We start from the raw sequence: 24,476 nt of genomic DNA, 5'->3' as shown, positions 1-24,476 counted from the left end.
GTCCGTAAAACCTGGCAGCGTTTATGGATATCTGCATGTCGAACACAGACATCTGGGCCAAGGCGCGGCGCTATAGGGTGCAGCTTCCGTTTGATCGCCTTGTCTGGAGCCGACACATGACTGCCCCTATCACCGTTCTACGCGACACTCATCCGCTGCCGGTACTCGATGCCTGCAAATGGGAAAAACTCGAAGGCGACCCGCACACCGTCAACCTCAATGCCTACACCAGCGAAGACGGCAGCAAGATCATGGGCACGTGGATCTGCACACCGGGCAAATGGCGCGTCGATTATGTGAAGTGGGAGTACTGCCATTTCCAGGAAGGCTACTGCGTGATCACCCCGGACGGCATGGCGCCGATTCATCTGCGCGCCGGCGATATCTTCGTGGTTGAGCCGGGGATGAAAGGCACGTGGGAAGTGGTCGAGACCGTGCGCAAATATTTCGTGTTCGCCTGATGCAAAAAAGCCGGGAGATCACCCGACGTGATTTCCCGGCAAACAATGTCTGATATACGCAAATCCCCTGTGGGAGCGAGCCTGCTCGCGAAAGCGCACGGTCAGTCACTTCCTTGTTGAAGCGACCGCCGTCATCGCGAGCAGACTCGCTCCCACAATTTTTTCAGCGCTGTCCGTCTATTGCTGGCTTGCGATAGCTGTTGATGATCGCCGAGAAATCCTTCCCGCCGTCACCGCGCTGACTCATCGCCTGATACAACTGCTGCGCCACCGCGCCGAGCACCACCGGTTGGTGTGCCTGACGCGCCGCTTCGGTCGCCAGGCCCAGATCCTTGAGCATCAACTCGGCACCAAAACCACCGGTATAACCACGCGAAGCTGGCGCCGTTTCGACGATACCCGGCCACGGGTTGTACATCTCCGAACTCCAGCAGCGCCCGGTCGAGCTGTTGATGATCCCGGCCAGCACCGAGGTGTCGATGCCCAACGCATCGCCCAGCGCCATCGCCTCGCTGACGCCGACCATCGAGATCGCCAGCAGCAGGTTGTTGCAGATCTTGGCGATCTGCCCGGTGCCGACTTCACCGCAATGCACGATGTTGCGGCCCATCTGCGCCAGCACCGGTTGCAGGGTGGCGAACAGTTCCGGAGTGGCGCCGACCATGAAGGTCAGCGTGCCGGCGGTCGCACCACCGGTGCCACCGGACACTGGCGCATCAGCCATGGCCACCCCTTGTTTGGCCGCCGCCGCTGCCACATCGCGCGCTGTCTGCGGATCGATGGTGCTGCAATCCACCGCTGGCACACCTTGGCGAATCCCAGCCAGCACACCGTCATCACCGAGCCAGACACTGCGCACATGCACCGCGGCCGGCAGCATGGTGATCACCAGTTCGGCATCCTCGGCCGCTTCACGCGCCGAAGCGCGAATGGTCCCGCCCAGTTGCTCCAGTTCCGCCAGCACGGTTTTGTTCAGATCGACCAGACTCAGCGAGTGGCCAGCCTTGATCAGGTTGCGCGCCATTGGCGCGCCCATGTTGCCCAGACCGATAAATGCGATTTTCATGATCGATTCCTCAGCGCAGGTTGATGGTGGTGTTCACGCCGTCGTTGACGCTGTCGTCATCGAACCAGCGCGCGGTGACCGTTTTGGTCTGCGTGTAGAACTGCACCACTTGCTTGCCGTACGGGCCGAGGTCGCCGAGTTTCGAACCGCGCGAACCGGTGAAGCTGAAGAATGGCACCGGCACTGGAATCGGGATATTGATGCCGACCTGGCCGACGTCGATTTCCGTCTGGAATTTACGCGCCGCCGCACCGCTCTGGGTGAACAGGCCGGTGCCGTTGCCGAACGGGTTGGCGTTGACCAGCGCAATCGCCTGATCAAGGGTGTCGACTTCCAGCACCACCAGTACCGGGCCGAAGATTTCCTGAGTGTAGATCTGCATGTCGGTGGTCACGCCCGAGAACAGGGTCGGGCCGACAAAGTTGCCTTGCTCGTAACCCGGCACCTTGATGTCGCGGCCGTCCAGTTCCAGCTTGGCGCCTTCCTTGATACCGCTTTCGATCAGCTCGAGAATCCGCGCCTTGGCTTTCTTCGAGATCACCGGACCGACATCGGTGCCCGGCTCGTTACCGGCGTTGACGGTGAGTTTCTGCGCCAGCGCTTTCAGGTCCGGCAGCCATTGTTTCGCCGCACCGACCAGCACCACCACGGAGGTGGCCATGCAACGTTGCCCGGCCGCACCGAAACCGGCGCCGACCAAGGCATTCAGCGCTTGCTCGCGGTTGGCATCAGCCAGCACCACGGCGTGGTTCTTCGCGCCCATCATTGATTGCACACGCTTGCCGTGTTTTCCCGCCAAGTCGTAAACGTGGGTGCCGACAGCGGTCGAACCGACGAAGGACACCGCTTTGATGTCCTTGTGCGTGCACAAGCCATCAACCACGTCTTTACCGCCGTGAACCACGTTCAACACACCGGCCGGAACGCCGGCCTCGATTGCCAGTTCCACCAGCAACATGGTCGACAGCGGATCCTGCTCCGAAGGTTTCAAGACGAAGGTGTTGCCGCAGGCGATGGCCATCGGGAACATCCACAGCGGAATCATCGCCGGGAAGTTGAACGGGGTGATGCCGGCGCACACACCGATCGGCTGACGCAGGGTGTAAGTATCAACGCCGCCGGCGACGTTTTCGGCAAATTCGCCCATTTGCAGGCTACCGATGGAGCAGGCGTGCTCGACCACTTCCAGGCCACGGAAAATATCGCCCTCGGCGTCTGCAATGGTTTTGCCCTGCTCGGCACTGAGGACCACGGCGATGCGCTTGGAGTGTTCGCGGATCAGCGCTTGCAGCTTGAGCATGATGCGCATGCGCGCGCCGATCGGGGTCAGTTTCCAGGTCTGGAAGGCACGCTGAGCAGCGCTGACGGCAGCATCGACTTCAGCGGCGGTAGCGAACGGCACTTTCGCCAGCACTTGCTGGGTCGCCGGGTTGACGATGTCGTGCCATTCGGTGGACTGCGACTCGACCCATTCGCCATTGATCAGCAGCTTGACCTTCTGCAGCGTGGTGTCGTTGGGCGTAAGCGATGCGTTCATGCTGGTCTCCGAAACTTGTTTTTATCGTAGGAGCCAAGGCGAAGGGTTCGCCTTGAGATGAGGCGTGTGTCACGAATTGGTTGTCGGACTGTTTTTGGAGTATAGATGTGCAAACTTCTAATAAGAACGCACATATAAGCCCGTCCATCATGCAAAAAAACATCACCTCACTAGGTTCGCTGAACTGGGACGACCTCAAGTTTTTCCTCGAAGTCGCCCGCACCCGCAAGGCCAGCACCGCGGCCAAACGGCTGGCTGTCGACTACACAACCGTGTCGCGACGGATCAGTTCGCTGGAAGCGGCATTGGGCACTTTGCTGTTCGAGAAGTCGCGGACCAGCGGCTTCGTCCTGACCAGCGAAGGCCAGCGTTTGCTCGGTTATGCCGAGTCGATCGAAAGCACATTGCACATGGCCTGCGAGCAGGTTTCAGGTTCCGGTGTGGCACTGTCCGGACATGTGCGCATGGGCTGCACCGAAGGTTTCGGCAGCTTTTTCATCACCCCGCAGCTAAGCCATTTCGTCGACGCCTACCCGGCAATCTCGGTGGACATCCTGCCGCTGCCGCACTTCATCAGCCTGTCCAAGCGCGAGGCCGACATCGTCATTGCCCTGGAACGCCCGGAGCATGGACCGTACGTGTGCTGCAAACTCTGCGACTACCGCCTGCAGCTCTACGCGACCCAGGACTATCTGGACAAACACCCACCGATCCGCCGCCCGGCAGACTTGGGCAAGCATCAATTCATCAGTTATGTGGATGACCTGGCGTTCAGCTCGGAGCTGCTGTACCTGGCGAACGTGCTGCCCGGCGCCAGCGCCAACTTGCGCAGCACCAGCGTGATCGCGCAGTTCGTCGCCGCGCAGCAAGGGCGCTCACTGGCGATACTGCCGTGCTTCCTCGCCGCGCAGGATCCGCGCCTGCTGCCGGTGTTGCCGGAGGACATCGACATCACCCGGCAGTTCTGGATGTACTGCCGGGAGGATCTGAGGAAGTTGAAGCGGATCACTTTGTTGTGGGATTACATTCGGGAGGTGACTGAGCGTAATCAGGCGTTGCTGATGGGACAGACCCGCGACATGCAGTTCGCCAACTAAAAACTTTCAATGAATAAGGCTGCGGATTCGGAACGTGCTCTAAAGCCTTCAGTCGTTTGTATCCCTGTTTGATACGAAACCCGTAACACTCCCGCCCTTGCATTCTGCCCCCTCAATGAAGTCCCTCCACCCAAGCAGCTGAAGATTTTTCAGAACTTTGGGAAGCGCCCTACATACACGCCAAACACCCTTGGAGTAGCGTCCTCTCGCACTTCAATGGCGAAGGATCGCCAATTTGCACAGGGGATGTTATGGCGGTTGAAAACCTGTTCCCGAATTATCTGGGGTGTAACGGGATAGACAGCAACAGGCGACATGCCGAGGCGACAGAAGCAGCGCAGGCGGCTTGGGGCAGAACAGTGGCGGCGAACGAAAGGAACGAGCGGGATGCTGACGCACGCAGGAATGCGATTAAGAAGCGGGATGAAGTGGCGCCTCGCGGATGCGCTTTCGCCAAGAGTTGTAACCTTCCTGACGGCGTGATCAATCACAACAACCCATCCGGGTTTGTGCCCGTTGAAAAACTGGCCGAATACGGACTGTGGGCTGTGCTTGGCACCGGTGCAGCTATCACGGCACAAGGCACCCCACTGCAACTGGTGTCAGGGTCTGCTAACGGCAGTGCAATTGCTCAACGTCTTGGCGGATCGCTGTCACTGGGTTTACTGAAAGGAACAAGTGTTGTTGCGGCAGGCTTCGTAACGGGCATCGTCGGTATGCTGATACCGAACACCCGCATTTCCCCAGACAGCGCCTTTTACACGAACGACCAGTACGCAACGCTTGAAACAGGCCGCTCTCGTGTCCGTTTCAACGTGAAGACGTTGCCGGACGGCTCCGTTGACGTTTATGGCTTCTACACGGGCGGTAAGCCGGAATGGGAAAACGTTCCAGTTATCAGGAGCGAGAAGGTCGGTGAGAAATACGTTGCTGACATTGGCAACGGGATTGGTATGACGTGGACGCCAACGGAAAGTGGTGATGGTGTACTGGGAATTCCTGCACTTGAAGGTGCCCCACAGTTGCCATCTGTCTGGGTGTATCCGCCGACAGCACGATCTGACACGGTGTTGGCAAACCCTGCACATCCTCCTGAGTTCCAAGATGCAATTATCTGGTTCCCTGACTCGGGGATTGAACCAATCTACATTGTGCTCAGTACACAGCTGGAGAAGAACAAGGAGAAAGGCAAGGCCTTCGAAGACCAAAAGGAACGCGAGCTTCGGGCAAACACACCGGAAGTGGGCAGAGAAGTGACAGCCAAGACCAAAAGCGGAGTGCGCACCAGGTTCGATATGCTAGGACGTGATGCTGACGGCAATATCTCCTGTATCGAATGCAAATCGTCAGAAACAGCACCGCTGACTCGCAACCAAAAACTAGCGTATCCAGAGATTGAAGAAAGCGGCGCTGTCGTCGTCGGCAAAGGGAAACCGGGCTTTCCCAGTGGAACAGTAATCCCACCAACCAGAGTCGAAATCGTTCGACCCAAGCCCTGAGGGAGCAGACATGTCCATCACGAATTCGCAGGTAATCGATATCTGGGCAATCCCTACTTGGGAGCCTGACAACGTAGTGTTGTATGTCTCTGACCACCTTGAATGGGGTGGAAAAGCTGAGCAAGGCGAGCACCTGCAATTGCTTCAAGACAAGCTCAACACCTACGTTGCATTCATCGAGAGCGGCGAGATTTACACCGAAATACCTAATGCACTCGGGAAGCACCCCATCATCCGAATCAACGGATTGTATGAGCTGCCAGAGCAAGGTGAAATCTTTATTGACCGCGCTGCTGAGGTGCTGAAAGAGGTGGGTATTGGGCTAGAGTTTGTGCTTGATGACAACGAGGCGATACGGGACATGTAGGCATCACCCGAATGCTCAAAGAATGGCGTGCAGCTCAAGGTTTGCCGGGATTCAAAGAATAATCAATGGACTGTGAGAGAACATATGGAACTTCGCCCTGATTTAATCCCCCCGTTCCTGGATGAGTCTTTGGTCACTCGGCTGACGGATCTGTCTGAACAAATTGATGGAGGACATCGCGAACAAACTCGGGCGCAACTGGCCGCTTTCAATCGGGAAGCCATGACCGAGCTTGAGTTCATCGACTTTCAGGGTATTTATGGAGGCCAGGACCATGACACTTGGGTTCGCAAGGTCTTAGCAACCCCCTTTGAACGGCGCGTGGCAGACGTAACGAAGCGTGAGCTTATAGAACTGGCCCGAAGGGTGATGGAGTGCGATGGAGCCGAACATGAGATTGATTTTTGGTTGAGCATGCTGGCAATCAACATTCCCAATGAGCGCGTATCCGATTTGATTTTCTGGCCAGACGAATATTTCAACGATGTGAATTATTCGCAGAGACTATCGCCAGAACAGGTGATCGAAATCGCGTTGAATGATAGAGATGCTTTGCTGTAGCGAGGGCCGGCCCAGACCAAAGGATTGTCGACCGTGTTTGAGCAACAGGTCGAACTTCAAGGATACCAACGGCGGTTAGCCCCCCGTAATCACCGGGTCAACCTGAGTTCCTTGAAGTTCTGGATGTACTGCCGGGAGGATCAGCTCAGCGGATCACCCGGTTTTTGGATTACATCCGTGAGGTGACCGAGCGTAATCAGGCGTTGCTGATGGGACAGACCCGCGAGATGCAGTTCGCCGATTAGTCGGCGCTGACCACAATCGACACCCGGCGGTTTTCCGTGCGACCGGCCGCCGTATCGTTGGACGCCACCGGCTCTTTGCTGCCCAGCCCCTGCAACTGGATGTTCTCTTGCTTCATGCCGACCGTGCCCAGCACGTTGGCGACACTTTTCGCACGGCGCAGCGATAGTTGCTGATTGTAGGTTTCCTTGCCCGATGCGTCGGTGTGGCCATCGACCCGCACGCGTTCGATACCGACACCCAGCAATGCCTTGCCGATGCGTTCGACGATCTCGGTGCTTTGCGGGTTCAGGCTTTCGACGTCGCTGCCAAACAGCACTTTGCCGGACAAGCCAAACTCCCAGCCCTCGTCGGTCAACTCAAAACCCTGTTGTTTGAGGACCGCGACTTGCGCCGGGGTCAGGCCTTTTTGCGGCGCGGTCTGACAACCGCTCAGGGCCAGTACGGCCATCAACAACACAGCGTAAAAAGATCGAATGGACAGTGTGAACACGAGAATCAGCTCCTGGTTTGAACGGAATCGACCGGGTGCTCCGCCCCGGCCGTGAATTGGGCGCCGCGCGACAGGCGCTTGGCTTGATACATCGCCGCATCGGCGGCATCGAGCAAGGCTCCCGGCGTGGCGCCATGATCGGGGAAAACCGCAATGCCGATACTGAGCGAGGTCACCACACTGGTGTCGCCCGGCAGCGCGATGGGCATGTCCATGCTGGCGAGGATCTTGTCGGCAATGCGCTCGGCATCTTCGACCTTGTGCAGCGGCGTGAGCAGAACCGCGAACTCGTCACCGCCCAGCCGCGCCACCAGATCCTCTTCGCGCAACTGCGCACGAACGCGATTGGCCACCGCCACCAGCACCGCATCACCCGCCGCGTGGCCGAAGTTGTCGTTGATACCTTTGAAGCGGTCACTGTCGAGAAACAACACGGCAACACGCTCATCGTGCTTGCTGGCATTGCGCAACGCGCGGATCAAGCGCCCTTCGAAAAAAGCACGATTCGGCAGACCGGTAAGGCTGTCGTGACTGGCCTGGTGAGCGAGGGTTTCGTTTTCGTTTTGCAGATGGGTTTGCCACGACTCCAGTTCGTCGAGCAAGGCATTGAAGTCATTGCCGAGGTTGTCGAGTTCGGCGATCTGCGCCGGCGGCACGCGGCGATCCAGCGCTCGTTCGCTGCGCGCGGCGTGGGCCACATTGGCCAGACTGCGCAGAGGACCGGTGATCGCGCGTAACTGGCGGCGCGCCAGATGAAGCGCAACCCAGGCGCTGATCGCGGTACAGAGGATGATCCCCGCCAGACCGCTGAGCAGAAAGCGCATCAGGCTGCCACCATGGCCGGTGAGCAGTACACGACCGATTTCACGGTCCTGATGCTCGATCGGCAGGCTGACAGGCTTTTCCAGGATGGCGCGGGTGATCTGCATTTCCAGCTCAGAGAACAAACCGTTTTCCGGGCGCTGCCAATGCGCGAGCAGCTGTCCCTGACTGTCCAGCACCTGGGCGTCAGCGACCTCTTCGGAGGAAGCAATCAGCGCCAGCGATTCGTTGGCGGCGGTCTTGTCGTTGAACACCACTGCGGCTTCCACGGTGTAGCTGATCGATCGGGCGATCAAGTGCAGGTTGTGATCGGCGTAAACCCGTAATGCCAGTACGCCGAGCAACGTCAGCGAAACACTGGCCATCGCCACGCCCACCAGCGCGACCGTCAAATGCCCTCGGCCAATGACCGAGCCCAACGTTGGGCGGCTATTCGATCTGAACAGGTTCATGGCGCCGCCGGTTTGCGACGCGACAATTGCAGCACGCTTGGGTGAATGCGCACGCCGCTGCGGGCAACGGAGTCGAGATTGACCTCGAAGGACACTTGCTCATCGCCAACGCGCAGACAGAACAGGCTGCCGACCGTGCATTGATCACCACCTTCGCTGATGCTCAGCACCGGATGACCGATCAGCGAAGCGAACAAGCGAGTGCGTTCATCCGCGGTGAGTTTGCCGATGTACACCGCATCGCATTCGCTGACGATGGCCGGGTTATCGGCCAGCAGGCGACGTACGGTGACCGGGCGGCCGGTGGCTTGCGTGGTGCCTTTGACCAGATCGTCGGTGTATTCGGTGGGACCGACGATGCACAGGCGCAATTGCGCCGGTTCCACCGGCCAGCGCGCGTAGCTGAGAATGCCAAGAACTACCTGCGTGACAGATTTGGCCCGTTGTTCGGCCATGCCCGTCGGCGCTTGCGGCTGCGCGACAGCTGCACCCGTCAACAACCAGAGCAGAGCAACAAGCAACGCGTGCTTGCAGACAACTACGCGCCCTGTCGCCCAGACAGACACCTTCATGCAGGGATTCTCTTGGATCGTAGCGGAATGATGCCGCAACGATAGCACAGCAGTAAAACGCCAGCGAGACAGCGACCTCTGACCGGTTGGTCAGTAATCGCCGCCAATCGTCGGGATTTTTCACCCCTGAGGCGCGGCTCCCTCCTCCAGTTCCAGCATCAGCCCGCTCAGGCGTTTGACCCTGCGCTGCACCGCCTCCTCGAACACCCCGGGGCGGGATTCGATCAGGGTGAACCAATGCTTGGCGCGGGTGATGCCGGTGTAGATCAATTCTTTGGTCAGCACCGGATTCAAGGCGTCGGGCAGAATCAGCGCCGTGTGGGCAAATTCCGAGCCTTGGGACTTGTGCACCGTCATGGCGTAGACGGTTTCAACATCGTTGAGGCGGCTCGGCAATACGAAGCGAACGCCGCCCTGGCCGTCGTTGCGCGGGAAAGCCACGCGTAACACCGGTTTACCTGCGTCTGGGCCTTCACGCTCGGGCAGCTTGAGGGCGATGCCGATATCGCCGTTCATCAAACCCAGACCGTAGTCGTTGCGAGTCATCAATACCGGGCGGCCTTCGTACCATTGCTGATCATTTTCAATCAGACGTGCTTTGAGCAGCGCGGCGGTGATCCGTTGATTCAGACCTTCGACGCCCCACGGCCCTTTGCGCACGGCGCACAGCAACTGGAAGGTGTCGAACGCCTGCAAGACTTCGCGGGCCCAAATGACCCAGTCCGGATGTTCGAGTGGCCGGCCCGAGGGTGGACGCTGATCACGCAGCACGCTCAGATAATGGCGATAGCCTTGTGGGCCGTCGCCATGCCCCTCCAGCAACAGGCGCTCGAGCTTGTGATCGTGTTCGCCCTTGAGCGGCAGCGAATAAACATCGTCATAGTGCCCGGCAGTGAGCAACTGCCGCGCTTCATCCGGCAACTGTTGGTTGACCCGACGCGCGAGCTGACCAATCCCACTGCCCTCGCCGAAGCGCCGGGAGTGGCGCAGCATCACCACTTGCTGGGCCAGTGGGTGGGTGCCATCGACGTCTTCATGCAAGCCACTGTCCTGCAGCGACTCACCGCTGACCGACTCCAGCCACTGTCGGGTCTGCGGGTTGTACCAGCCACTCTCGGCGTCTCGGCACAAATCTCCCAGCACCGCGCCGGCCTCCACAGAGGCCAATTGATCCTTGTCGCCGAGTAAAACCAGTCGAGCATGCGTGGGCAAGGCATCCAGCAGGTTGGCCATCATTTCCAGGTCGATCATCGAGGCCTCGTCGACCACCAGCACATCCAGTGGCAGGCGGTTGCCGGCATGGTGACGGAAGTGGCGGGTGCCGGGACGGCTGCCCAGCAAGCGATGCACGGTGGTGACGTCGCAAGGGATTTTCGCCCGCACCGCTTCGCTGACTTCCAGCGACTGCACTTGCTGGCTGATGGACTCGGTCAGCCGCGCTGCCGCCTTGCCTGTCGGGGCCGCCAGACGAATCCGCAGCGGATGACCGGTGGTGACCGCAGGCGCTTGCAGCAGGGCCAGCAAACGCACCACGGTGGTGGTTTTGCCGGTGCCCGGTCCGCCGGTGACAATGCTGAAAGCGCCACGAGTGGCGAGGGCGCAGGCGAGTTTCTGCCAGTCGATCACCTCACCCGTTTTCGCTGATCCGAACAGCTCGTTCAGGCGCTGCGGCAGATCGTCCGGCGTCGGCTCGACTTGCTGCAGACGCTGGCGCAACGCCGTATCGATGCGCCGTTCGTACGTCCAGTAGCGTCGTAGATACAGGCGTTTTCCCGAGATTACCAACGGACGTTGTTGTGCTGAATCGCTGGTATCCGCCGACAATGCGACCAGAGAGCTGCCCGCCAGCACCTTGCACCAGTGAGCACCATCGAGCGCCTCGAGCAATTGCGAAGGCAGCAACAAGACACCACCTTGCACGTCTCCTTCGGGGGGTAGCGACAGCGCGAAGTCGGGCGCTTTCAGGGTTTCATAAAGATCGAGACAGACATGACCGTGGCCAAGTTGATGACTGGTCAGGGCAGCAGCGAGTAACACCAGCGGATCCGTATCGCGATCAAGTTCGTGAAGGAACGCGACGAATGCTTTGTCCAGCGCACGCAGCCAGCCGCGCTCGACCCACCGGGTCAACAAGATCAACAGGTCATCGGCGCTGGTAAGGGGCGATAACTTCGACAGACTGTCAGCAGCCAGCGGCGTAGGGAGCAGATCGGCAAAGGTGCGGCTCATAGCAGGACTCCCTGTTCCCAGGCGGGTTCGGTCTTGGGTTCGGGTTTGCCTTGGAACATCCGGTCGAGGCGCTCGATAAGCTCACGCGGCGGACGTACAAAATAGACACCGCGACTGTCAGCACGGGTGCCGCGCAGAAACAGATACAACGCCCCGCCGACATGCCGGTCGTATTCATAATCAGGCAGCCGGGCCTTGAGCTGGCGGTGCAACGCCAGCAGGTACAACACGTATTGCAGGTCATAACGGTTGTCGAGGATCGACTGTTCCATGGCCTGCTCGGTATAGGCCAGATCATCCACGCCAAGCCAGTTGGACTTGTAGTCGGCCACGTAATATCGGCCATCGTGTTCAAAGGTCAGGTCGATAAAGCCTTTGAACATGCCGTTGAGTTGCACCGGTTCTGCCGCCACACGGGCCACGCCCCTGTGAGTGTGCTGACGCACCAGTTCGTCGAGTTTGAGGACATCGACTTTATGGCTGGCGAACCAGAACTCCATCTCGACCCGGTACTGTTTCAGCTGTTCCAGAACAACAGGCGGCTGCCCGCCTGCAACTGGCAGAGGCGACTTGAGCAGATGCTGCAGCCAATCACTCAGAGTGGTGATCCAGCCTTCCCAGCCACGCAAGTTACAGCGACGGGCAATCGCATCTTCCAGCGCCTCGCGGGTAACGGCAAAGCCGTCATCACCGGCCCATTCCAGCAAACCGTGAAGAAACGTTCCTGGATTGGGGCCACGAGGAAAGCGATGGATATCGGCGCCACCGGCAATTATTTCCCGCGGAGCATCGGGATCGAGGCGCTCATCATCGAATAGTTTTTGCGCTTGTGGACTGTCCGGTGCTTCATCGCTGCCGACACTCAACACGTCGCTGATGCGCAATGCACTGTAGGAGGCGATCCACCAGTTTTCGCTGGCCTTGCGCTTGGGCACTAGCGTCGCACTCAGCACGGCGTCATTGCGTGGCGGCTGGTAATGCTCATCGGTGGGTTGTGGCATTTCATCGATGTGAATGGCCGGGCAGTCTTGTTGCAGGTCTTGCAGCCAGCGTTTCAGTTCACTGGACTCGCCCAGCGATGCGCCGCCACCGAGCAGATAACCCAGCGCCGAAAGGTGCAGCACCGAGCTGTTGTTATTGCCGCGTTTGAGATCCGTCACACCCAACCAGCAGGCGTGCTGCGCCCGCGTCAGGGCAACGTAGAGCAGGCGCAGGTCTTCAGCCAGGCGTTCGTCGTCCGCTTGCGCAATCAGTTCGGCGGTTGGCTTGAGACTTATCTGAGCCTTCCCCGCGCCGTCGTGGTAATGCAACGGCAAGCGACTGCCATCCACGGGTTTCGCCGAACAGATGAACGGCAGGAACACCAAGGGATATTCCAGGCCTTTGGACTTGTGGATGGTCACGACTTTGACCAGTTGCTCGTCACTTTCCAGACGCAGAATCTGCTCTTCGCCAGCCTGACCGGACACAGCCAGCAGCTCAGCCAGATGACGAATCAGCGCTTGTTCACCGTCCAGCTCCGCAGCCGCTTGCTGCATCAATTCCGACAGATGCAAAAGGTTGGTCAGTACGCGCTCGCCATCACTGCGTTGCATCAGGGTTTGTGGCAAGTGGAAGTCATGCAGCAGGCGGCGCAACATCGGCAGCACGCCTTGCTTGCGCCATAACTCGCGATAGCCACGGAACTGCATGACCCGGGTTTCCCATACCAGCTCGTCCTGGTTCAGACGTTCCAGCTCTGCCAATGGCAGGTTCAGGGTGATACAGGCCAGTGCGGCTTTCAGGGAACGTTCGACATCCGGTTCGGCACAGGCCTTGAGCCAGGACAACAGGTCGTGAGCCTCTTGCGCCGCGAACACCGAATCCTTGTCCGACAGATAAACACTGCGCACGCCGCGGGCGGCGAGTTCACTGCGTACGGCCTGGGCTTCTTTGCCGTCGCGCACGAGAATCGCAATGTCGGACGGCTTCAGACCTCTGAAGTCTTTGCCATCCTGCACGAACCCCGCGTCAGCGCTTTGCCCGCCATTGAGCAGCGCGGTAATTTCGCTGGCGCACGCGGCTGCCAATTGCTGGCGATAGACCACGCCGGACAGTGGCTGGTCGCTGGACAAGTGCCAGACATTCAACGCCGCGACATCTTGCCCGGCAACCTGCAGGCGCTCCTTGCGGCCTTGAGATTGCACGGGAAGGAACGGCACCGGGTTGTCGCCGCTTTTCTCGCGGAACAAAAACGCACCGCGTCCCTGCTCTCGGGACTCGGCGCGTGCGAATACATGATTGACCGCGTTGACCATGCCGTGGCTGGAGCGAAAGTTGGTGCCCAGGGTATGCAGCCGGCCAGTAGTGGCCTGACGTGCGCGCAGGTAGGTGTAGATGTCCGCACCGCGAAAAGCGTAGATCGCCTGCTTCGGATCACCGATCAGAAACAGCCCGGTGTCAGGACTGTTCTCCTCAATGCGATAGATGCTTTCAAAGATTCGGTACTGCACCGGGTCGGTGTCCTGGAACTCGTCGATCAGCGCGACCGGGAACTGTTCGCGAATCAACGTCGCAAGACGCTCGCCCCCGTCGGACTGCAAAGCCGCATCCAGGCGTAACAGCATGTCATCGAAGCCCATCTCGGCGCGACGCCGCTTCTCTTCTTCAAAGCGTGCACCTACCCATTTGGCGGCATGTTGCAGCACAGCGGCGTCGGGGGTCGGCAATGCATCGAGGCTCGACTTGAGTTTTGGCATGGCGTCCAGGCCTGGGTGGCTCGGGGCCTGAACTTTCCACGCCTCGGCCATGCCGTCGGGGGTCAGTCGGGTGAAACCGGTGCCGATATCCAGTTGCTCCAGGGACTCGTCTTCGGCCCATGCCTTGAGCTTTTCAAACCAGGGCTCGAAGTAACGCGCCTGCATTTTGCGCCCGTCGACGGACTTGCTCGCAACACCTTGATGGCAGATGGCGAGCAATTCGTCTGCCCACTGACGCCATGGCATTTTCAGCTCGATCAGCGCTGCACGGCGTTCTTGCAGGCATTCATCGATCAGCTCTGCGGGAGCCTTTCCTTCGTCGCTGTCACGCTCACTGGCGAACAGGCCACGCACGCGAGGCAACAAGGCCGCCGGCCCGCCCCAGTTGCTACGCACCCAATTCAAGGCATCGCCCTGCATCGGGTAACAGAACAGCCGCCAGTAATCGCGCAACACTTCGCCGAGCAAGTCGCTGTGATCGGTTTCCAGGGATTGAGTGAACAAGCTGCCGCTGTCGAACGCGTGCTCACGCAGCATGCGCTGACACCAACTGTGGATGGTCGAAACGGCGGCCTCGTCCATCCATTGCGCAGCGACATCGAGGCGGTTGGCACAACCGGGCCACTGTTGAGCGTCGAACTGATCACGTAATTCGGCGATCAGCGCGTCGGGCGCGGGCGTTTCGTCGCGAAAGAATCGAGCGGCCTCAGCCAGGCGCGTGCGTATGCGCTCACGCAGTTCCTTGGTCGCGGCATCGGTGAAGGTCACCACGAGAATCTGCGGCGGCAACAATTCGCGGCCGAACCCGCTCGACTCGTCACCGTGCCCCAGGATAAGCCGCAGGTAGAGCGCAGAAATCGTGAAGGTTTTACCGGTACCGGCACTGGCTTCGATCAACTGGCTGCCCTGTAACGGGAAGGCCAGGGCAAGGGGTGTCTTGGTACTCATGCGCGAGCCCCTTCAGTGGACAGTGAACGCCACGGTGCTTCAAGCAGGGGGCGATACAATGCGTCGCACCAGCCGGAGAATGTTTCGTCCTCAAGCAATGCATCGAAGTCGGCGTATTGCCGGGACAACGCGGGGCTCTCGCGACGCTCACCTTCGCTGGTCTGCCCGTCACCTTCATAGGCTTTACGCGCTGCCGCTTCGGCCTTCAGCGGGTCAGTCTGGGAAAGCCACGCAAAAGCGGTTTTTACTGCGATCGGCAGTGGCTGTCGCATGCCTGCCTGCCAGGCGAGAAGCAGATCGCCAAGGAAACGTATCGCTCGTTCTGGCGCCATGGGTTCAAGCAACAACGTATCGTCGCTGGCTACCAATGCAGTGCTCAAGGAAAGCCCGCTGGCGCAGGCCACCAGATGATTGACCCACGGTTTGGTCAGGCGATGCCATTTGCGGCTTTTGATCGAGCCAATGCTGTTGGGAATAGTGGTGACCGACAACAGCCCCCCATCGGCACGCTGATGCAAACCCGCAAGCCATCCTTCCAGACGCAAACCCTGCAGTTCAAGGTTGACCGGCATCGCGCTGCTCAAAGGGGTCGGCCAGAGCGTCAGCAGTTGTTGATAACGCTGTAGCAAATCCGGCAAAGGTTCGATCAGTTCACGTTGCAGGCACTCGCCGAACCCGGCCATTGGTAGCAGACCGCTGTTCTGCAGACGTCGGGCCTGGGCAGTGAGCGCCTGATCGACATTGTCCGGCTGCCTGAGTGCGGCTTCGAGCAGGCTGTCGCTGAGTGTGTAGCGCTGCAATGCGTCCAGTACGAAGGGTTCCTCATCGGCCAGCGGTGCTTCGGCGGCCTCGAAATACACTTTGAGGCGTTGGGTGAAAAAATGCCGAACCGGGTTGCGCAAAAAGTCCTGCAACAACGCGAGGCTCAACGGTTCCTCTTGCACATAAGGACTGAGTAACTGTGCTTCGTTTTGAGATTCGTGCTGTTGATGCAGAACCTGCCATTCGCTGGCATAGCTGAAGAGTTGATCGCCTTCATGAAAATAGCGCGCACTGAACGGCTGCAGCGGGTGCTCTTGCGTCATGGCACTAAGCAGATCGCGGTTTTCATCGAGCAATCGCCAACCGCTGGCGAGGTGATCGCGCAACTGGCCGATCAACACGGAGGCCGGTCGCTCACTGTTATCGCGGATGCTGCGGCCGACCCAACTGATATAGAGCTGGTTACGTGCAGACAACAGCGCCTCAAGCAAAAGGTAACGGTCGTCTTCTCGCCGCGAGCGATCTCCAGGACGGTAATCGCTGCCCATGAGATCAAAGTCCAGCGGCGGCTGTGCGCGGGGGTAATCGCCGTCGTTCATCCCCAGCAGGCAGACCAGTTTGAATGGAATGGCGCGCATGGGCATCAGCGTACAAAAGTTCACGGCACCGGCCAGAAAGCGCTGAGACAAACGCCCTTGGTCCAGCCCCGCGAGCCAGGCTTCACGAACCACGGTCAGTGGTAGCTCATCCGTCAGACCGACGGCCTCACACGTTTCCAGCCAGGTTTCGCGAAGCTCCTCCAACTGGGTCAACAAGTAGTCGTCATGCTCGTTGCTGGCTTTGAAGAACAGTTGCATCAGCGCTTGCAATCGATATCCCCATTCCTTGGGCTGAGCGGGTTGGGTCAACTGCTGATGGGCAAGTTCCAAGGCATCGAGCAGGGCCACCAACGGCCCGATCAGTGCAGCGTCGAGTCCACCAATTTCATCATAAGGTTCAATCCCTTCACACGCATTGGCGCTGCCTACGGCGTAGCCCAGAAGCATGCGGCGCAGACCGAAATGCCAGCTGTTTTGTTCGAGCTCGTCGGGTAAACCCAGGCCAGCGCGTTGCTCGGCACTCATGCCCCAACGCACGCCCGCGCCTTCTATCCATTGGTGCAGTGTTGGCAAGTCGCGCTCCTCAACACCAAAGCGCGCGCGAAGTGCAGGCACGTCGAGCAGGTCGAGGATTTCACTGACCGGAAAACGACTGTCGGGCAGCTTGAGCAGGTGTTCGACCGCGATCAGCAATGGATCCCGACCACGCTGCCCCTGATCGGCCAATGTGAAAGGGATGAACCGCGCATCGTGGCGATCGAGCTGACCAAACACCGCGCGGATATGCGGTGCGTAGCTATCAATGTCAGGCACCATCACGATCACATCGCGAGGACGCAGATCCGGGTTGGCGCTGAAGCGCGACAGGAGTTGGTCGTGCAGTATTTCGACTTCACGCTGAGCGCTGTGGGCAATGTGAAAACGGATCGACTCGTCATGTACCAGATCAACAGCGGGCCAATGTTCGCGGGTTTCATTGAGTGGGCGCAACTCCAGGATGTCGTCCTGTAATTGATTGAGCAGGTTATGTGGCTGAGTGTCGCTGAACAGGTCTATGCGACCATCGCGAAAAGCCGCCCGATAGCTATTGGGATCGTCATAGCTGTCGAGCAGGTTGATGTAGTCCCGGCCTTGTTTACCCCATGCCGCCAATAGCGGATGGGCGTGTTGATGCAGTGCATCAGGGTCTAGCACTGTGGGCATTCCAGTCTTGCGCGATTGCCGCTTGTATTGATGCCGCAGCAGATCCTTGTCGGCGACAATATCGGCCCAGTGGTGTCGGCACGGGTTGTGAACACACAGCAGGACCTGACTGAAACGCGCAAGGCCAGCCAGTGCTTCAAGCACCTGGGCTGGCAGCGAAGAAATCCCGAAAACGATTACCCGCGAAGGCAGTCCCGCGGGAGCTTCGGCAAGATTGTTGATGCGTTCGATGAACCGTTGGTGAACGCCGGCACGACTCTGTGCCATACCCTGTTCCCCCACGTCATCCAGCAGCGCACGCCACAACTCTGCCTGCCAGCAACTGGTCGGGGGCAGTGGTTTTGCTTCTCCCCTGACGCTACGCAACTGATGCCGACCTTCGGCCCAGTCCTCCAGCCAGTCGGCCCGATAAACCTGATACTGGTCGAACAGATCCGCCAAACGTTCGGACAATTGATAGCGCTTGCGCAGGTCGGTGTCATGGGTAAGGAAACGTTGCAACGGCTCGAAATGCGGGCGATCAATAACCTGCGGGAGCAGGCGCATGAGGCGCCAGGTCAGCGGGGCTTTATCGAGCAGGGATTTGGGAGGAATTTCATCTCGGCCCAGTACCATGCGGTACAGCTGCCACATGAAACTACCCGGCAGTTGCACATCAATCGCCGCCGCGATACCGCAACCGCCGAGATCATCTTCCTCAGGGTCTTCAGCCAAGGCCAGTTTGAGCCATTGGGCGATACCATTGCTCTGTACCAGCGCTATTTCGTTTTCCAGGGGAGCCAGTGGATAACGTCGCATTATGCTGATCACAAGGCTGCGCAGTTCGTCCAGGCTATTGCTCTGGACCACCATGAATGCAGCGTTGAGGGACTGGGCGTCCGGCATAAGGGTTTCCTTGGAAAAGTACAAAAGCCAGGGCAGAACCTTAGCATTGTCGACAGGTTGTGACAGCCGGACGGCGCCTGTGAATGCTGTAAGAACTTTCCTGCGGGCAAAACAAAACCCCAACTGCTTTCGCAATTGGGGTTTCGGAATTTAATCTTGACGATGACCTACTCTCACATGGGGAAACCCCACACTACCATCGGCGATGCATCGTTTCACTGCTGAGTTCGGGATGGGATCAGGTGGTTCCAACGCTCTATGGTCGTCAAGAAATTCGGGTACTGAGTCGTTGCCAGTTGGCCTCGCTTCAGCAAATTGGGTATGTGACAGCTTTCGGTGTTTGTGAACATCGAACTTTCGGTTCGTTTCGTCTTCACACACCGCAATCTGGTCTCTCTCGCTTTTCAGCTCGGAGCATGCAAATTGCTTGGGTGTTATATGGTCAAGCCTCACGGGCAATTAGTATTGGTTAGCTCAACGCCTCACAGCGCTTACACACCCAACCTATCAACGTCGTAGTCTTCGACGGCCCTTCAGGGAACTCAAGGTTCCAGTGAGATCTCATCTTGAGGCAAGTTTCCCGCTTAGATGCTTTCAGCGGTTATCTTTCCCGAACATAGCTACCCGGCAATGCCACTGGCGTGACAACCGGAACACCAGAGGTTCGTCCACTCCGGTCCTCTCGTACTAGGAGCAGCCCCTCTCAAATCTCAAACGTCCACGGCAGATAGGGACCGAACTGTCTCACGACGTTCTAAACCCAGCTCGCGTACCACTTTAAATGGCGAACAGCCATACCCTTGGGACCGGCTTCAGCCCCAGGATGTGATGAGCCGACATCGAGGTGCCAAACACCGCCGTCGATATGAACTCTTGGGCGGTATCAGCCTGTTATCCCCGGAGTACCTTTTATCCGTTGAGCGATGGCCCTTCCATACAGAACCACCGGATCACTAAGACCTACTTTCGTACCTGCTCGACGTGTCTGTCTCGCAGTCAAGCGCGCTTTTGCCTTTATACTCTACGACCGATTTCCGACCGGTCTGAGCGCACCTTCGTACTCCTCCGTTACTCTTTAGGAGGAGACCGCCCCAGTCAAACTACCCACCATACACTGTCCTCGATCCGGATAACGGACCTGAGTTAGAACCTCAAAGTTGCCAGGGTGGTATTTCAAGGATGGCTCCACGCGAACTGGCGTCCACGCTTCAAAGCCTCCCACCTATCCTACACAAGCAAATTCAAAGTCCAGTGCAAAGCTATAGTAAAGGTTCACGGGGTCTTTCCGTCTAGCCGCGGATACACTGCATCTTCACAGCGATTTCAATTTCACTGAGTCTCGGGTGGAGACAGCGCCGCCATCGTTACGCCATTCGTGCAGGTCGGAACTTACCCGACAAGGAATTTCGCTACCTTAGGACCGTTATAGTTACGGCCGCCGTTTACCGGGGCTTCGATCAAGAGCTTCGCGTTAGCTAACCCCATCAATTAACCTTCCGGCACCGGGCAGGCGTCACACCCTATACGTCCACTTTCGTGTTTGCAGAGTGCTGTGTTTTTAATAAACAGTCGCAGCGGCCTGGTATCTTCGACCGGCATGAGCTTACGGAGCAAGTCCTTCACCCTCACCGGCGCACCTTCTCCCGAAGTTACGGTGCCATTTTGCCTAGTTCCTTCACCCGAGTTCTCTCAAGCGCCTTGGTATTCTCTACCCAACCACCTGTGTCGGTTTGGGGTACGGTTCCTGGTTACCTGAAGCTTAGAAGCTTTTCTTGGAAGCATGGCATCAACCACTTCGTGTTCTAAAAGAACACTCGTCATCAGCTCTCGGCCTTAAGATCCCGGATTTACCTAAGATCTCAGCCTACCACCTTAAACTTGGACAACCAACGCCAAGCTGGCCTAGCCTTCTCCGTCCCTCCATCGCAATAACCAGAAGTACAGGAATATTAACCTGTTTTCCATCGACTACGCTTTTCAGCCTCGCCTTAGGGACCGACTAACCCTGCGTCGATTAACGTTGCGCAGGAAACCTTGGTCTTTCGGCGTGGGTGTTTTTCACACCCATTGTCGTTACTCATGTCAGCATTCGCACTTCTGATACCTCCAGCAAGCTTCTCAACTCACCTTCACAGGCTTACAGAACGCTCCTCTACCGCATCATCCGAAGATGATACCCGTAGCTTCGGTGTATGGTTTGAGCCCCGTTACATCTTCCGCGCAGGCCGACTCGACTAGTGAGCTATTACGCTTTCTTTAAAGGGTGGCTGCTTCTAAGCCAACCTCCTAGCTGTCTAAGCCTTCCCACATCGTTTCCCACTTAACCATAACTTTGGGACCTTAGCTGACGGTCTGGGTTGTTTCCCTTTTCACGACGGACGTTAGCACCCGCCGTGTGTCTCCCATGCTCGGCACTTGTAGGTATTCGGAGTTTGCATCGGTTTGGTAAGTCGGGATGACCCCCTAGCCGAAACAGTGCTCTACCCCCTACAGTGATACATGAGGCGCTACCTAAATAGCTTTCGAGGAGAACCAGCTATCTCCGAGCTTGATTAGCCTTTCACTCCGATCCACAGGTCATCCGCTAACTTTTCAACGGTAGTCGGTTCGGTCCTCCAGTTAGTGTTACCCAACCTTCAACCTGCCCATGGATAGATCGCCCGGTTTCGGGTCTATTCCCAGCGACTAGACGCCCTATTAAGACTCGCTTTCGCTACGCCTCCCCTATTCGGTTAAGCTCGCCACTGAAAATAAGTCGCTGACCCATTATACAAAAGGTACGCAGTCACAGAACAAAGTCTGCTCCCACTGCTTGTACGCATACGGTTTCAGGATCTATTTCACTCCCCTCTCCGGGGTTCTTTTCGCCTTTCCCTCACGGTACTAGTTCACTATCGGTCAGTCAGTAGTATTTAGCCTTGGAGGATGGTCCCCCCATATTCAGACAAAGTTTCTCGTGCTCCGTCCTACTCGATTTCATGACCAAGAGATTTTCGCGTACAGGGCTATCACCCACTATGGCCGCACTTTCCAGAGCGTTCCGCTAATCTCAAAGCCACTTAAGGGCTAGTCCCCGTTCGCTCGCCACTACTAAGGGAATCTCGGTTGATTTCTTTTCCTCAGGGTACTTAGATGTTTCAGTTCCCCTGGTTCGCCTCTTGCACCTATGTATTCAGTACAAGATAACCATCTTATGATGGCTGGGTTCCCCCATTCAGACATCTCCGGATCAAAGTCTGTTTGCCGACTCCCCGAAGCTTTTCGCAGGCTACCACGTCTTTCATCGCCTCTGACTGCCAAGGCATCCACCGTATGCGCTTCTTCACTTGACCATATAACCCCAAGCAATCTGGTTATACTGTGAAGACGACATTCGCCGAAAATTCGAATTTCTCAATTAAGAGAACTCACAAATTTTACCTTAGCCTGATCCGTTACCAGTGAAAGTAACGTTCAGTCTATCTTTCTATCACATACCCAAATTTTTAAAGAACGAACTAGTCAAAGACTAGAAATCAACATTCACCATCACAACGATGGAATGCTCATTTCTAAGCTTTATACAAGAGAAGCAGTAGTGGTGGAGCCAAGCGGGATCGAACCGCTGACCTCCTGCGTGCAAGGCAGGCGCTCTCCCAGCTGAGCTATGGCCCCGTATTTCTACAGGCGTTTCCCACACAAAATTGGTGGGTCTGGGCAGATTCGAACTGCCGACCTCACCCTTATCAGGGGTGCGCTCTAACCAACTGAGCTACAGACCCAATTTCGAGCTACTAAGGCCGACCTCACCCTGCTCTTAACCACAAAGCATGGGGTACGCTCTAACCAACTCAGCTACAAACCGATACAGGCTGCTTCTTTCGTCTTCTTCAATGAATCAAGCAATTCGTGTGGGAACTTATGGAGCAGCTGATGTCGTCGATTAAGGAGGTGATCCAGCCGCAGGTTCCCCTACGGCTACCTTGTTACGACTTCACCCCAGTCATGAATCACACCGTGGTAACCGTCCTCCCGAAGGTTAGACTAGCTACTTCTGGTGCAACCCACTCCCATGGTGTGACGGGCGGTGTGTACAAGGCCCGGGAACGTATTCACCGTGACATTCTGATTCACGATTACTAGCGATTCCGACTTCACGCAGTCGAGTTGCAGACTGCGATCCGGACTACGATCGGTTTTATGGGATTAGCTCCACCTCGCGGCTTGGCAACCCTTTGTACCGACCATTGTAGCACGTGTGTAGCCCAGGCCGTAAGGGCCATGATGACTTGACGTCATCCCCACCTTCCTCCGGTTTGTCACCGGCAGTCTCCTTAGAGTGCCCACCATGACGTGCTGGTAACTAAGGACAAGGGTTGCGCTCGTTACGGGACTTAACCCAACATCTCACGACACGAGCTGACGACAGCCATGCAGCACCTGTCTCAATGTTCCCGAAGGCACCAATCCATCTCTGGAAAGTTCATTGGATGTCAAGGCCTGGTAAGGTTCTTCGCGTTGCTTCGAATTAAACCACATGCTCCACCGCTTGTGCGGGCCCCCGTCAATTCATTTGAGTTTTAACCTTGCGGCCGTACTCCCCAGGCGGTCAACTTAATGCGTTAGCTGCGCCACTAAGAGCTCAAGGCTCCCAACGGCTAGTTGACATCGTTTACGGCGTGGACTACCAGGGTATCTAATCCTGTTTGCTCCCCACGCTTTCGCACCTCAGTGTCAGTATCAGTCCAGGTGGTCGCCTTCGCCACTGGTGTTCCTTCCTATATCTACGCATTTCACCGCTACACAGGAAATTCCACCACCCTCTACCATACTCTAGCTCGACAGTTTTGAATGCAGTTCCCAGGTTGAGCCCGGGGATTTCACATCCAACTTAACGAACCACCTACGCGCGCTTTACGCCCAGTAATTCCGATTAACGCTTGCACCCTCTGTATTACCGCGGCTGCTGGCACAGAGTTAGCCGGTGCTTATTCTGTCGGTAACGTCAAAATTGCAGAGTATTAATCTACAACCCTTCCTCCCAACTTAAAGTGCTTTACAATCCGAAGACCTTCTTCACACACGCGGCATGGCTGGATCAGGCTTTCGCCCATTGTCCAATATTCCCCACTGCTGCCTCCCGTAGGAGTCTGGACCGTGTCTCAGTTCCAGTGTGACTGATCATCCTCTCAGACCAGTTACGGATCGTCGCCTTGGTGAGCCATTACCTCACCAACTAGCTAATCCGACCTAGGCTCATCTGATAGCGCAAGGCCCGAAGGTCCCCTGCTTTCTCCCGTAGGACGTATGCGGTATTAGCGTTCCTTTCGAAACGTTGTCCCCCACTACCAGGCAGATTCCTAGGCATTACTCACCCGTCCGCCGCTGAATTCAGGAGCAAGCTCCTGTCATCCGCTCGACTTGCATGTGTTAGGCCTGCCGCCAGCGTTCAATCTGAGCCATGATCAAACTCTTCAGTTCAAACATCTTTGGGTTTTTAAGAAACCCTAAACTTGGCTCAGCAATCGTTGGTTACATCTTTGATTTCTCGCGGAGTAACTTGTGATGCTGATAATCTTGTTGACTATCAGTCTGACCCCACAAGCACCCACACGAATTGCTTGATTCAGTTGTTAAAGAGCGGTTGGTTAAGATCTTTCGCCTCAACCGAGGCGCGCATTCTACAGCAGCCTCATTTGCTGTCAAGTGATTATTTTCAGAAGTTTTCGAAGAATTCTTCAACAACTTCAACCACTTGCGCTTCCGATCTCTCGTCAGCGGGAGGCGAATTTTACAGCGTTACACGCTGCTGTCAACACCTCTTTTTCAACTTCTTTTCGGCTTCGATGAACTGAAGCAACCCACTGCCGAAACCTACATAACTCATTGAATCTCAAGGAGTTTTCCGTTTCGACTGCGCCGGAAGTGGGGCGAATTATAGACATCTGAAATCTGCCGTCAAC

At 57.2% G+C, this 24,476-nt stretch carries 13 protein-coding genes, 2 tRNA genes, 3 rRNA genes and 1 pseudogene; 6 read left to right on the top strand and 13 right to left on the bottom strand.

Annotated features, from left to right (window positions below; translation table 11 throughout):
* The first annotated feature begins 116 nt into the window (after positions 1 to 116).
* On the top strand, positions 117 to 461 hold the full coding sequence (locus tag AC5SEM_RS00095; protein ID WP_003177747.1) for a cupin domain-containing protein: 345 nt from the start codon (positions 117 to 119) through the stop codon (positions 459 to 461).
* Positions 462 to 624: 163 nt separating this feature from the next.
* On the opposite strand, the gene mmsB is transcribed toward AC5SEM_RS00095, so the two are convergent.
* Positions 625 to 1,527, bottom strand: a complete 903-nt coding sequence (gene mmsB / locus AC5SEM_RS00090; RefSeq protein ID WP_495471890.1) for a 3-hydroxyisobutyrate dehydrogenase — start codon at positions 1,525 to 1,527, stop codon at positions 625 to 627.
* 10 nt (positions 1,528 to 1,537) lie between these two features.
* Positions 1,538 to 3,064: a CoA-acylating methylmalonate-semialdehyde dehydrogenase gene (locus AC5SEM_RS00085; protein ID WP_495471889.1), complete on the bottom strand. Its 1,527-nt coding sequence runs from the start codon at positions 3,062 to 3,064 to the stop codon at positions 1,538 to 1,540.
* A 149-nt stretch (positions 3,065 to 3,213) separates the two neighbouring features.
* On the opposite strand from AC5SEM_RS00085, the gene AC5SEM_RS00080 reads away from it, so the two are divergent.
* From AC5SEM_RS00080 to AC5SEM_RS00060, 5 genes and pseudogenes are all read left to right on the top strand, one after another.
* Positions 3,214 to 4,161, top strand: coding sequence for a LysR family transcriptional regulator (locus AC5SEM_RS00080; protein WP_495473431.1), 948 nt, complete (start codon positions 3,214 to 3,216; stop codon positions 4,159 to 4,161).
* A gap of 251 nt (positions 4,162 to 4,412) precedes the next feature.
* Entirely contained in the window at positions 4,413 to 5,660 is a 1,248-nt protein-coding gene (locus AC5SEM_RS00075) for an S-type pyocin domain-containing protein (RefSeq protein WP_495471888.1), read from the top strand.
* A gap of 10 nt (positions 5,661 to 5,670) precedes the next feature.
* Complete coding sequence (locus AC5SEM_RS00070; protein ID WP_495471887.1) at positions 5,671 to 6,027, top strand: DUF6572 domain-containing protein; 357 nt, start codon at positions 5,671 to 5,673, stop codon at positions 6,025 to 6,027.
* Positions 6,028 to 6,111: 84 nt separating this feature from the next.
* Entirely contained in the window at positions 6,112 to 6,588 is a 477-nt protein-coding gene (locus AC5SEM_RS00065) for a bacteriocin immunity protein (RefSeq protein ID WP_495471886.1), read from the top strand.
* A 114-nt stretch (positions 6,589 to 6,702) separates the two neighbouring features.
* Positions 6,703 to 6,833, top strand: a pseudogene (locus AC5SEM_RS00060) (LysR family transcriptional regulator); the annotation flags it as partial.
* On the opposite strand, the gene yfiB reads toward AC5SEM_RS00060, so the two are convergent.
* The 11 genes from yfiB to AC5SEM_RS00005 all read right to left on the bottom strand — a co-directional run bounded on the left by yfiB (position 6,830) and on the right by AC5SEM_RS00005 (position 23,994).
* The gene (gene yfiB, locus AC5SEM_RS00055) at positions 6,830 to 7,330 is read right to left on the bottom strand and encodes an outer membrane lipoprotein YfiB (protein ID WP_495473430.1); all 501 of its coding nucleotides are present in this window, start codon (positions 7,328 to 7,330) and stop codon (positions 6,830 to 6,832) included. The pseudogene AC5SEM_RS00060 and the gene yfiB overlap by 4 nt on opposite strands.
* Positions 7,330 to 8,598 carry a diguanylate cyclase DgcN/YfiN gene (dgcN, locus tag AC5SEM_RS00050; RefSeq protein ID WP_137218877.1) on the bottom strand — a complete coding sequence of 423 codons (1,269 nt, stop codon included), beginning with the start codon at positions 8,596 to 8,598 and terminating at the stop codon, positions 7,330 to 7,332. Before dgcN ends, yfiB begins: the two co-directional genes overlap by 1 nt.
* Positions 8,595 to 9,170 carry a regulatory sequestration protein YfiR gene (gene yfiR / locus AC5SEM_RS00045; RefSeq protein WP_077570897.1) on the bottom strand — a complete coding sequence of 192 codons (576 nt, stop codon included), beginning with the start codon at positions 9,168 to 9,170 and terminating at the stop codon, positions 8,595 to 8,597. Before yfiR ends, dgcN begins: the two co-directional genes overlap by 4 nt.
* Positions 9,171 to 9,290: 120 nt before the next feature.
* Positions 9,291 to 11,399: an exodeoxyribonuclease V subunit alpha gene (gene recD, locus AC5SEM_RS00040; RefSeq protein WP_495471885.1), complete on the bottom strand. Its 2,109-nt coding sequence runs from the start codon at positions 11,397 to 11,399 to the stop codon at positions 9,291 to 9,293.
* Positions 11,396 to 15,085, bottom strand: a complete 3,690-nt coding sequence (gene recB, locus AC5SEM_RS00035) for an exodeoxyribonuclease V subunit beta (protein WP_495471884.1) — start codon at positions 15,083 to 15,085, stop codon at positions 11,396 to 11,398. The genes recD and recB overlap by 4 nt, the downstream gene beginning before the upstream one ends.
* Entirely contained in the window at positions 15,082 to 18,534 is a 3,453-nt protein-coding gene (gene recC, locus AC5SEM_RS00030) for an exodeoxyribonuclease V subunit gamma (RefSeq protein WP_495471883.1), read from the bottom strand. The genes recB and recC overlap by 4 nt, the downstream gene beginning before the upstream one ends.
* 154 nt (positions 18,535 to 18,688) lie before the next feature.
* A 5S ribosomal RNA gene (gene rrf, locus AC5SEM_RS00025) occupies positions 18,689 to 18,804 on the bottom strand.
* A gap of 168 nt (positions 18,805 to 18,972) precedes the next feature.
* Positions 18,973 to 21,866, bottom strand: a 23S ribosomal RNA gene (locus AC5SEM_RS00020).
* A 246-nt stretch (positions 21,867 to 22,112) separates the two neighbouring features.
* Positions 22,113 to 22,188: transfer RNA gene (locus AC5SEM_RS00015), tRNA-Ala, on the bottom strand.
* Between the two features lie 30 nt (positions 22,189 to 22,218).
* Positions 22,219 to 22,295: transfer RNA gene (locus AC5SEM_RS00010), tRNA-Ile, on the bottom strand.
* Between the two features lie 162 nt (positions 22,296 to 22,457).
* Positions 22,458 to 23,994 (bottom strand): 16S ribosomal RNA (locus AC5SEM_RS00005).
* The 16S, 23S and 5S rRNA genes sit together here with 2 tRNA genes alongside, the layout of an rRNA operon.
* Positions 23,995 to 24,476: the final 482 nt, after the last annotated feature.

It is taken from the genome of Pseudomonas sp. CH61 (genome assembly GCF_059429415.1).
The sequence above is the reverse complement of the archived record's forward strand: the minus strand, read 5'-3'. Positions and strand labels throughout refer to the sequence as shown.